General features: G+C 37.9%; 10 protein-coding genes, 1 pseudogene and 1 riboswitch. Of the genes and pseudogenes, 7 read left to right on the forward strand and 4 right to left on the reverse strand.

Going from position 1 to position 10,738, the window contains the following annotated elements; all coding sequences use genetic code 11:
• Positions 1 to 304, reverse strand: a 304-nt coding sequence (locus IQ211_RS16035) for a replication initiation protein (RefSeq protein WP_193836417.1), incomplete at its 3' end; no start/stop codon positions are given.
• Between the two features lie 97 nt (positions 305 to 401).
• Here IQ211_RS16035 and IQ211_RS16040 point away from each other — a divergent pair.
• Together IQ211_RS16040 and prfH are read left to right on the forward strand one after the other, a co-directional pair.
• Positions 402 to 1,097 (forward strand): annotated as a pseudogene (locus IQ211_RS16040) (IS1 family transposase).
• Between the two features lie 35 nt (positions 1,098 to 1,132).
• A complete protein-coding gene (gene prfH / locus IQ211_RS16045) occupies positions 1,133 to 1,624 on the forward strand; it encodes a peptide chain release factor H (protein ID WP_189760916.1) in 492 nt (163 codons plus the stop codon).
• A gap of 63 nt (positions 1,625 to 1,687) precedes the next feature.
• Here prfH and IQ211_RS16050 read toward each other — a convergent pair whose 3' ends face one another.
• Complete coding sequence (locus tag IQ211_RS16050) at positions 1,688 to 2,065, reverse strand: hypothetical protein (protein WP_189760917.1); 378 nt, start codon at positions 2,063 to 2,065, stop codon at positions 1,688 to 1,690.
• 132 nt (positions 2,066 to 2,197) lie between these two features.
• Positions 2,198 to 2,677, reverse strand: a complete 480-nt coding sequence (locus IQ211_RS16055) for a PliI family lysozyme inhibitor of I-type lysozyme (RefSeq protein WP_189760918.1) — start codon at positions 2,675 to 2,677, stop codon at positions 2,198 to 2,200.
• Between the two features lie 1,427 nt (positions 2,678 to 4,104).
• Here IQ211_RS16055 and IQ211_RS16060 point away from each other — a divergent pair.
• The gene (locus IQ211_RS16060) at positions 4,105 to 5,559 is read left to right on the forward strand and encodes an alanine/glycine:cation symporter family protein (RefSeq protein WP_189760919.1); all 1,455 of its coding nucleotides are present in this window, start codon (positions 4,105 to 4,107) and stop codon (positions 5,557 to 5,559) included.
• Positions 5,560 to 5,867: 308 nt separating this feature from the next.
• Positions 5,868 to 6,698: an N-acetylmuramoyl-L-alanine amidase gene (locus IQ211_RS16065; protein ID WP_399478462.1), complete on the forward strand. Its 831-nt coding sequence runs from the start codon at positions 5,868 to 5,870 to the stop codon at positions 6,696 to 6,698.
• Between the two features lie 213 nt (positions 6,699 to 6,911).
• Here IQ211_RS16065 and IQ211_RS16070 read toward each other — a convergent pair whose 3' ends face one another.
• The gene (locus tag IQ211_RS16070; RefSeq protein WP_099118784.1) at positions 6,912 to 7,298 is read right to left on the reverse strand and encodes a helix-turn-helix domain-containing protein; all 387 of its coding nucleotides are present in this window, start codon (positions 7,296 to 7,298) and stop codon (positions 6,912 to 6,914) included.
• 183 nt (positions 7,299 to 7,481) lie between these two features.
• On the opposite strand from IQ211_RS16070, the gene mgrB reads away from it, so the two are divergent.
• The 3 genes from mgrB (at position 7,482) to cspE (ending at position 10,419) form a co-directional block, all read left to right on the forward strand.
• Positions 7,482 to 7,637, forward strand: coding sequence for a PhoP/PhoQ regulatory lipoprotein MgrB (gene mgrB / locus IQ211_RS20025; RefSeq protein WP_099131379.1), 156 nt, complete (start codon positions 7,482 to 7,484; stop codon positions 7,635 to 7,637).
• Positions 7,638 to 7,946: 309 nt separating this feature from the next.
• Positions 7,947 to 9,311 carry an amino acid permease gene (locus IQ211_RS16080; protein ID WP_189760921.1) on the forward strand — a complete coding sequence of 455 codons (1,365 nt, stop codon included), beginning with the start codon at positions 7,947 to 7,949 and terminating at the stop codon, positions 9,309 to 9,311.
• 898 nt (positions 9,312 to 10,209) lie between these two features.
• Positions 10,210 to 10,419 (forward strand): transcription antiterminator/RNA stability regulator CspE, encoded by a 210-nt coding sequence (cspE, locus tag IQ211_RS16085; RefSeq protein WP_038269841.1) that lies wholly within the window; start codon positions 10,210 to 10,212, stop codon positions 10,417 to 10,419.
• A 124-nt stretch (positions 10,420 to 10,543) separates the two neighbouring features.
• A riboswitch (TPP riboswitch) is annotated at positions 10,544 to 10,636 on the forward strand.
• Positions 10,637 to 10,738 lie beyond the last annotated feature (102 nt).

Below are 10,738 nucleotides of genomic sequence, written 5' to 3' on the forward strand. Positions count from 1 at the left end.
AATGTAAAGCGACAACATTACGCCCATCTTTAACAGTGTCAACGGATACAAGAAGATTGCTTTTTTGATTCAGTTCTTTTATAGATGGTTTTAAAAGAAGTTTATTTAAGTCCTTAAATTGTAAATATTTATCTTCTATTCCTAACATGGATCTAAAATCTTTTAGATTAATGATTCTATCTCCAGTTTTTTTGAATTGCATTAATAATTCATAAATTCGTATGCTATAGGCACTCTTTAGTGCTGAAACATTTTTTACTATAATGGTAGCAAATTGGCCTTTTAATTGTGTCAAATGAGGCATAATTAGATCAGAAAAAACTAATTCTACTTTCCCTTGACGGACACGTATTCAACCTGTTGATGGTTGCGTATAATCGCCATTTTTTCGGAGAAATCACATGGCGACTGTTGAAGTAAAATGTCGTTTTTGTCAGCAAACTGAATACGTCAAAAAGCATGGCAAAGGTGAGGCTGGGCACCAACGCTATCGTTGTTTCTCCTGCAAACGAACCTTCCAACTGGATTACGTCTATCGCGCGTGCCAAGCGGGTATAAAAGAACAAATTGTCGATTTTGCGATGAATAATGCAGGTATCCGTGATACAGCCAGTGCATTACATATCAGTATCAATGCGGTTGTCCGTGTTTTAAAAAACTTAAACCACGATGCGTAACGACACTCCCACATGGATAATGTAAACGTTCAGCTCATTTGTGAAGTTGATGAAGTGTGGTCATTTGTCGGGAATAAAAAATACCAACGTTAGTTATGGTATGCCTGGGAACCTCGTCTAAAACGTATCATTGCCCATACGTTTGGAACGAGAAGCAAAAAAACACTCAAGAAACTCCTCAAAAAACTGGCTTCGTTCAATGTTGTTTTCTGGTGTACATATAATTTCAAGGCTTACAATTTTTTACTAAAAAGCCAGCATCTTGTCGGAAAAACCTTCACTCAACGTATTGAGAGGGAGAATCTGACATTGCGCAACCGACTTAAGCGACTCAATTGTAAAACATTGGGTTATTCTAAGTCGCCGGAAATGCATGATAAAGTCATCGGCACTTTCATTGAACGTGAATACTATATTTAACACAAATCAACGAATTGAATACGTGACCACGTTCTGTGTTAATTGTCATTCAAGGAGAAAATGAATGGCAACTGTTTAAGTGCTGGAACGGTACTATCAAATGGATTTGTGAAAGCCCGTGGCGAAAAGGAGCTGGCCGTAAGAACTGGTTTATTGGTGTGATGCAATTTGAACCCATGCGAGAAGTGATGGAAAGTGACGTTAGGTTTGAAAGGTTGAAGGCTTCTGGGCCAGGTGGTCAGCACGTCAATAAAACAGAATCCGCGGTTAGGGCAATACACATTGCTAGCGGGATCAGTGTTAAAGTGCAATCTGAACGTAGCCAACACGCGAATCGTCGAATTGCTCGTTTATTGCTGGGAAATAGGCTTCAGCAGCTACAAAATATACAGCATGCACAGATCAAGGCCAAACGACGTTTATTTCATCATCAGATTGAAAGGGGAAATGCAGTGCGGATTTTTGTTGGAATAGAATTCATACCGAAAGGTGAATACATACCCAATAGACACTGTCAGTCATTGTAATTCGAGTAACAACAAATCCAATGAAAATAGAGCGACAACATCAGTAAGTCGCTCTACAGGGATCTATTTTGTACTGTTAGATAAAGCATGTTTTGTTTGAACTTTACATGCTTCAACGGATTTATCCAGTGATTCGTCAAAATGATGAGTGCTTGGGAAGGTTTGTTTATTTTTCCTGACTTCTGTGACAGTTTGTTTGATAGATGTAATAAATTCATCCTTATTACTATGGATCTCTTTAAGATCAAATCCCTTGCGAGTTAATTCATTGAACGCCTTTTGCGCTATCGTGTCGGGTGAGTCATGGGTTTTAAATGCTTCTACAGAGGCTTTCCCGAACAAGTTACAATAAGTTTCTGCGGTGTTATCTGCATTAGCATGTGCGGCATATGAGAAGAATGGGGTAAGGAAAATTGGCAATAGCAATAAAAGACGTTTCATAATTTCCTCTTGATCGACTATACCATGATAGTGGTGACAACTTTAACAGGAACGACAACATTAACAATAGTACATAATTTAACGTTTGCTCCGAATCTCAGCGGATAATACTTTTAAGTGAGGAGCTGATTATTAAGGTTTTTGTTTAATACATGTTCCTTTTTTACATGTTGCACGGAGTGGCTTGATAGGATCATTGTTTCCATTTATATAGACACGGGTGAGAAGTGTGACATTTTTCTTGGTAATTTTAAGTGCATCGACTTCAAGATAATTCCCAGAACCTGCTGTAAGTTTGGAAACAATGAGTTCGTTGGTGCCATCACCATCAATATCGGCAAATTTGATCCTCGGAGTGCCATTATCTCCAAATACTGAACCGTCACGTTCAAAGACACCTCCAGTTTCAAAGTCTGTGAGATCTTTATCTTTAAAAATGGCAATGGAATAGCTGCCAATTGATGCATTTTCCAGATCACCTTCGGACAGGACGGCAAATCGGTTATCAGGTAATTTAATCAATTTACCCTCTCTTGCGCTAGCTGGTGTTGATAACATTAGTGTAATTAGAGTAGAAATAACAATAGATTTCATTATGTTATTTATACGCATAAGCAATGCTCCATCGTCTACAGTTTTGTTTTAACAAATATATGGGGATGATTTATATCGTAGCATGAATTTGGGAAGACCATATCCCTAAAGGAAAGGACTGCATAGATATTGAGAATATATATATAATGTTAAATTTCAAAAATAAAATATTAGCTTATCTTATTGTTTTTATATTTAAGGGAAAATGCGTTCTTTATAATAGAGAGCAAAATAATATTTTGTAACACAGGCTGTTTTTGTTGTGATGACTGAATCTTATGCAGATGGCGACTATGCTGTTAGTATCAACGGGAGTGTTGGCTCCCGTTTTTTATTAACTTCGACATATATTAGGCTCTACGTGCTATTTTTTTCTATTTTTTCCACAATCTTATTGTACTCTTTCCAAACAACCGATACGGGGGAGTTCAAACAGCAGATAGAGATTGAACCACCTGTTGCAGGATGATATTCATACTTTGATTTTCCTCTGTAAACTCTCTTGGGCAGTATGTTATCTGCGGGATTCTTTCTTTTTCGCTCTAACATCAATTATAACCTCACTTGCAGATTATCTGATGGCCAGATAGTAGATTATTAACATATTACTAACATGTTATTGTTGTTTCCTATTGTAAAAATAACAACTGAAAATTTTAATATGCAATGGTGGCTTTTTCCAACTATCACAGTATTAAAATTTAATAATCTCATTTTAAGTGAAATATTACTACATGTTTCCGTAAATATTAGAAATTTCAAGATTAAACTTTGTAATGACCACAATTTTTTTAATGAGTTTGGTTATTATTACATTAGTGATATAGCATGGCGTTATTATCTAAATTTATTCTATGCATTTTGTTTGGCATGGTATCAATAACCTTCAGTTAACATATGCTCTATACCAATTTAACTTCTGGATGTGTGTGATTTCTCCTCGCTTCACGGGGAAGAAATCAGGTTTCATAGCGTGTTGTCAATTGCAACTTGAAGTTTAATGCGTGTATATGTTGCAGACATTGGAATAGGTATTAGATTGACGTTGTTTTTGATAGGTTGTATTTTGGTTGCCAACTGGTTTCGTATTTTAAGCTCAATTGTTAATTTATTTATATTTCTTGCTTATGTATGGGAAGAAAATTGCCGTGCATTTTTTGCGCTAAAAATGTAATTAGGTGGCTTGAAATAAGAAATGAAGCGTTTATGTCTATCAAGACAAATGTTCAATAATGCTAAAGTAAATGTAAAAATTTCATTAAAAGTTACCCATTGAAATAAATATTGTGTTACATTCTTTCCGCTTTAATCGCTTGTATCGCTGTATTTTTCGTATACAGAATTATGTTACTTGTTAATTATAAAAGGAATTAAGCACAATAAAATTTCGCCGAATACGGCACTATGGTCAGCTAATGTTTGCTAATTAGTAAGGGGAAAATATCTTGACGGATCTGATTAACTTCATTAACAACATTCTTTGGGACTATGTACTGATATACCTTCTCCTTGGGGTTGGTCTTTACTTCACACTACGTTCTGGTTTTATACAACTGCGCCATTTTGGTCACATGTTTTCAGTTCTGAAAAACAGTAATAAGTCAGATAATTCTGGTATTTCATCTTTTCAGGCCTTATGTACCAGCCTTGCCGCTCGTGTAGGAACGGGTAACTTAGCCGGGGTTGCTATTGCAATTACTGCCGGTGGACCAGGGGCTATTTTCTGGATGTGGGTAGTGGCATTTATTGGTATGGCGACTGCCTTTGTGGAAAGCACGCTTGCCCAGTTGTACAAGACGAAAGACGATCAAGGAAATTATCGCGGTGGCCCGGCTTACTACATGGAAAAAGGGCTGAAGAAGCGATGGATGGGAATTCTGTTTTCATTCTTCCTTATTATCGCGTTTGGTCTTGTATTTAATGCCGTTCAGGCAAACTCAATTGCGGAAGCGGCTGCCTTTGCCTTTAATATCAAGCCAGTTTATGTCGGTATCCTATTAGTCATTATCAGTGGCATCATTATCTTCGGCGGGTTGCGTTCTATCGCTCGGGTAGCGGAAATCGTTGTTCCATTTATGGCGATTGCTTATTTTATCCTGGCAATTTGGGTTGTTGGTCACAATATTGAGCGTATCCCAGCGGTATTTGCACTGGTTATCAAGAGTGCCTTTGGCATTCAGGAAGCGATAGCGGGAACATTAGGCTATGGCATCTCCCAGGCAATGCTTCAAGGAGTTCAGCGCGGATTATTCTCGAATGAAGCAGGAATGGGTTCTGCGCCAAATGCGGCAGCATCGGCGTCTCCATATCCACCTCATCCAGCCTCTCAGGGGTATGTGCAGATGTTGGGGGTATTTATGGATACCATCGTTATCTGTAGTGCGACGGCCATGATCATCCTCTCTTCTGGTGTTCTTAACGAGAACGTTACTGCGATCAGTGGGATTGAATTAACTCAGCGAGCATTATCATCCGCTGTTGGGCATTGGGGAACGATGTTCGTTGCGGTTGCTATTTTCTTCTTTGCCTTTACGTCGATTATTGCCAATTACGCTTATGCTGAAAGCAACATGATATTCCTGGAGCGTAACCACACTGCTGGCTTGTTTATTCTGCGGTTGGCTGTATTGGGTATGGTGATGTTTGGTACATTGGCAGAAGTACCTCTGGTTTGGAATATGGCTAACCTATCAATGGCGTGTATGGCTATTGTTAACTTGATTGCCATATTGATGTTGTCAGGCATTGCGATGAAACTGGCGAAAGATTATAACCAGCAGAGAAAGTCAGGCAAATTACCGACATTTAATATCAATAATTACCCAGAGATCCAACAGCAAGTTGAAAAAGGTATCTGGGATAATGATGCACCGCATAACAGCGAGAAGAGTAATTGCTGATACTGAAATGTCCATAGGATATCAGTAACAAAAGATAGCTCGTAACAAGTAACTTTATTAGCCAGCTATTCGTTCGTTCCACGAATAGCTGGCTTTTATTTGCTCTTAAAAACATGCGGATAAGAACGCCATATCTTTTTTGTTTCAATCTAATATATATGCATGCAACTTCAAGTTGCAATTGACAACACGATATGAAACTTGATATCTCCCCGCTTCGCAGGGAGATATAAGACACATCTTGAAGTTAGATTGGTATATAATCATCATAATATTATCTATTTCTGTAGAATAGCTGACCGATCATGATAAAACGATTAATAATAGGCATCTTTATCACGTTGTTGATTGGTTGTTCTTATTCCCCTAAGCGAGAAAGTAGAAATGGTTATATCGTTGACTATTCCTATCCCTATTCGACCAGGCAATACATTGACTCAATTAGATTTCTTGTCCTTCACTATACTGCGTTAGATGATAAAAGCTCTTTACGGGAATTAACGGGAGGGCGGGTTAGTATTCATTACCTTATTCCTTCGCAACCCAGCTATAAGGATAAAGAGCCGATTATTTTTCAAGTAGTTTCCGAAAAAGAAAGGGCATGGCATGCGGGAAAGAGTGAGTGGAATGGATACCAAAGTTTAAACCGTCACTCTATTGGTATTGAAATTGTTAATTGCGGATTCAAACAAGAGTTTATTAAAAAAGAATGGTGTTCATATCACCCGTCACAAATTGACGCAGTTATCAGATTGGCAAAAGATATTATACGCAGGCATAAGATCCAGGCGGTGAATGTGGTAGGCCATAGTGATATTGCACCACTGAGAAAAGAAGATCCTGGGCCTGTTTTTCCGTGGCGCGAGCTTTATGAACAAGGAATTGGTGCCTGGCCTGATCACGTAACGGTGAAAAAATATTTAGCGGGTAGGGCACCGAATATGCCGGTGTCAGTAGTATCAGTTCAGAAAGCACTGGCCCTTTATGGTTATAGTATTCCTCAAACGGGAGTTTTGGATAGTGCCACTTATAAAACTATTCAAGCATTTCAGATGCATTTTCGCCCGTCAGACATTAGCGGCATTCCCGATGCAGAAACGGAAGCAATAGCTTTGGCATTGGTCGAAAAATACCAATAACGATTTATGCTTAATATATACTCGATAAACTTCAAGTTGCAATCCGCAAGACGAGGCGGACCTTATATTTCCCCGCGTAGCGGGGAAATATAACACGCATCTTGAAGTTGGATTGGTATATAGAAACAGAATGATGCTTTTGGGAAAGAAAAATGGATATAAATAGGTGGAGACATGGCGGCCATGATAAATGGCCGCTAACGATACCAGGTTTTATGATTCGCAGTTGTAAGTTAAATGTAGTGGAAGTTTAACTTCAAGTTCAATATCTGTACTTTGGCGAAAATCATAAGGTGTAATGCCATACTCTTTACGGAACATGTAGGTGAAATGGGACTGGGAGCCAAACCCGAAATCCAGGGCAATATCAAAAATAGGCAAGGAACTATTTTTTAACAGATAAACAGCGCCAGCCAGGCGTCGTTGACGGATGTACTTCCCAAGAGATATGCCGGTAACTTCCTTGAATATTTTCTGCATGTGCCAAAGTGAATAGCCAGAATAAGCAGCAAGCTCTTCAAGATGAATGACACGGCCAAGATGGTTTTCTATCCATTTACTCAGTGCGCATACAAGTGCTAAGTGGTTATCTTGTGCCATTACAATTTTAATTTGGTTGAAGGTTGGGGAAGTATACACAACTTCTTTTCAAGATGACAAAACCCATCATGAATAGGGGGCAGTGATTAGATAAAAAACTTTAATATACTATTATCACTCTATCATATGATAAGTCTCTATAATATTTTAATATAAAATTAACTACAATGAAATAATCCCAAGGTGACCTCATTGAATACTAAAAAAATCCTTTTAGCTCTGTGCTTGATATTGATATGTTTGTTTTTGTATTTGCTAGCGTTGGACGTACATTGTGAGCAAGGTAATGATGTGTTCGAATTGGGGGTTTGTTCCATCACCCGATACTTACCTTTTTGACATTCAATCACCCATTATTCTGCCTGTATGTGTGTTAATATGCATTTGCAGTATTCATTCTTTGTAAAATGGTGTTTTAATACCCACTTGATACGAATTAACAAACTCAATATTGCGTTAAATTAGTACATAACTCAATCACATATAATATGTTGAAGGAATTATGTTGAGGAAATTTGAACTCAGCAGATTGTGCGCGATTTGAGAAGAGCAGGGCGTTTCTGACTCTATTCAAGTACAAAGGTTCAAAACAACAAATAAAACAACTTCTAATGAGACGGGTTCTAAGCATCGTAAAAAGAGGATTAGATGGCAGAACAACAAGAACAACAATCTACGCTTAAGCGTGGTTTAAAGAACAGGCATATTCAGCTTATTGCTCTCGGCGGTGCAGTAGGAACGGGGTTATTTTTAGGTATTGCCCAAACCATTAAAATGGCAGGGCCTTCAGTGCTCCTTGGGTATGCACTCGGCGGGTTTATCGCATTTTTGATTATGCGCCAACTGGGTGAAATGGTTGTTGAAGAGCCAGTCGCGGGGTCATTTAGCCACTTTGCTTATAAATATTGGGGAAATTTTGCCGGTTTTCTATCAGGCTGGAATTACTGGGCAATGTTTATTTTGGTTGGCATGGCAGAATTAACGGCTGTTGGTATGTATATCCAATATTGGTGGCCGGAAATTCCAACATGGGTTTCTGCCGCAATATTTTTTGTACTGATTAATCTCGTCAATCTCATTAATGTTCGGTTATACGGTGAAACCGAATTTTGGTTCTCTATCATTAAAGTCAGTGCCATCGTTGGGATGATTATCTTTGGGAGTTACTTGCTGATTAGCGGTAAGGGTGGCCCACAGGCAAGTATCACCAACTTGTGGCAGCAGGGCGGCTTTATGCCAAATGGGCTTTCTGGCTTGATTATGGCGTTGGCTGTGATCATGTTTTCATTTGGTGGCCTGGAAATGGTAGGCATTACCGCAGCAGAAGCAGAAAATCCTGAGAAAAATATCCCAAAAGCCACTAATCAGGTTGTTTATCGCATCTTGCTGTTCTATATCGGTTCATTGGCCATCTTGCTATCGTTGTATCCGTGGGAAAAAGTAGTAGAAGGCGGTAGCCCATTTGTTTTGATTTTCCATGATCTGGATAACTTCTGGGTAGCAAATGTGCTGAATGTGGTGGTAGTAACGGCGGCGTTATCTGTTTATAACAGTGGTGTGTATTGTAATAGTCGGATGTTGTATGGTTTGGCTAAACAGGGTAATGCACCTTATGCACTCACCAAAGTCAACAAACGCAATGTACCTGTCTTGTCTATTGGTTTATCAGCGCTGGCAACATCAATTGGTGTATTGATTAACTATGTTATGCCCGGTAAGGCATTTGAGTTGTTAATGGCATTAGTGGTAACAACCCTGGTCATTAACTGGATTATGATTTGTTTTGCTCATTTGAAATTCCGTTCAGCTAAAGATAAAGAAGGTGTCAAAACAAAATTTCAGGCACTGTGGTATCCATTTGGAAACTACCTGTGTTTAGTCTTCCTGGCATTCATTCTCGTTATTATATTAATGATGCCCCCAATTCGTATTTCAGTCATCTTGATGCCGTTTTGGATTGGTATCTTATGGATTGGTTATTTGATTGTTCGCTCGAAGAAAGCTAAAAGATAACTAGATTAGTTGCCAATCCATGTCATTTTTCAGCCGGGTATTATGCCCGGCTGATTGTTATTATCAGCACTAAATAATACATAACCGTTATTTTGTGTAACTATACCAATCATCTTTCAACAAGATGCGCCTTATATCTCTCCCGCTACGCGCGGAGAAATCATATCCATCTTGAAGTCAGATTGGCATAAATGTATTTATACTCTTTTTTGGACAATATGGTTTAATTTTAAACTGAAACAATGCCGGCAAAAATGCACTTGATGAAATCAATGATCGTATAGACGAATAGTAAAAAATCATCCTACAAATATTATAATTGAATAATATTTAATAAATGATAAACAAAAAGCAAGCTGGTTATATGTATACCAATCGTTTTTCAAGATGCGTCTTATTATCTCCTCGCTATGTAGGGAGGTATAAACAATCACATTGCTTTGCAAGCTGCAACTTGAAATTCATTGGGTATAAAACGACTATATTGTATGTTCAAAAATAATAAGTGAAATTAGCTATAATTTTTATAGTTATCTAAAATGAATTTTGCATAACGATAACTCTCTGGTCTACTCCATAATAGATATGGAAAACAGTATTATATATTAGTCTTATTAAAGCTATTTCTTAGGGTGAACTTTTCTTTTTGTGTTAATTCATGATGTTATGTGACTTAAAAATTATTCAGTGATTTCAAATTGGAATAGAGATTAAGAACTTTAAATATGTGCGTTGGCTCCAGCGCCTGAAAAAAATGGCTTGCGATTATATAAAGAGTGTGTGATAAAACACATGGGTAAACGAAGTACGGTTCTGTTAATAAATAACAGCAACTAATACTGGTTTGTTTATTTTTATGCCAATAGGCTAATAAAGTGATTCAAAGGAAATTTTTGAAATGGCAAAAATCACTGGTACTGTGAAGTGGTTCAACGAGTCTAAAGGTTTTGGTTTTATTACTCCAGCTGATGGTAGCAAAGATGTATTTGTACATTTTTCTGCAATTATGAAAGATGGATTTAAAACATTATCTGAAGGCCAACAAGTTGAGTTTGAAATTCAGGATGGCCCTAAAGGTCCTGCTGCTGCAAACGTCACAACTTTATAGTAACAAATTTAATTTGGCGGGTATCTAATTACTGGCTAAATCTATTTATCGTTAGTTTGGTTTTAGTATCTGACGATAACCTATTGCAAATATCACTCTATTAGAGTACTAATAGGGTGATTTTTATTTTGACTCGGGGCGTTCTTTATTGAACTGAGAAGTACCCGTATTACCTGATCTGGATAATGCCAGCGTAGGGAAGTCATGGTAAGTTCATCAGAAAAACTATTTGCATCAGTGGTATAATCGGTCATCCGAAGACTGACTGCCTGTTCTTATGAAATTGAAATCGAATATCACCCTGTCTGAACCTGAACGT

The organism is Xenorhabdus griffiniae (assembly GCF_015163655.1).
Lineage (GTDB): Bacteria > Pseudomonadota > Gammaproteobacteria > Enterobacterales > Enterobacteriaceae > Xenorhabdus > Xenorhabdus griffiniae.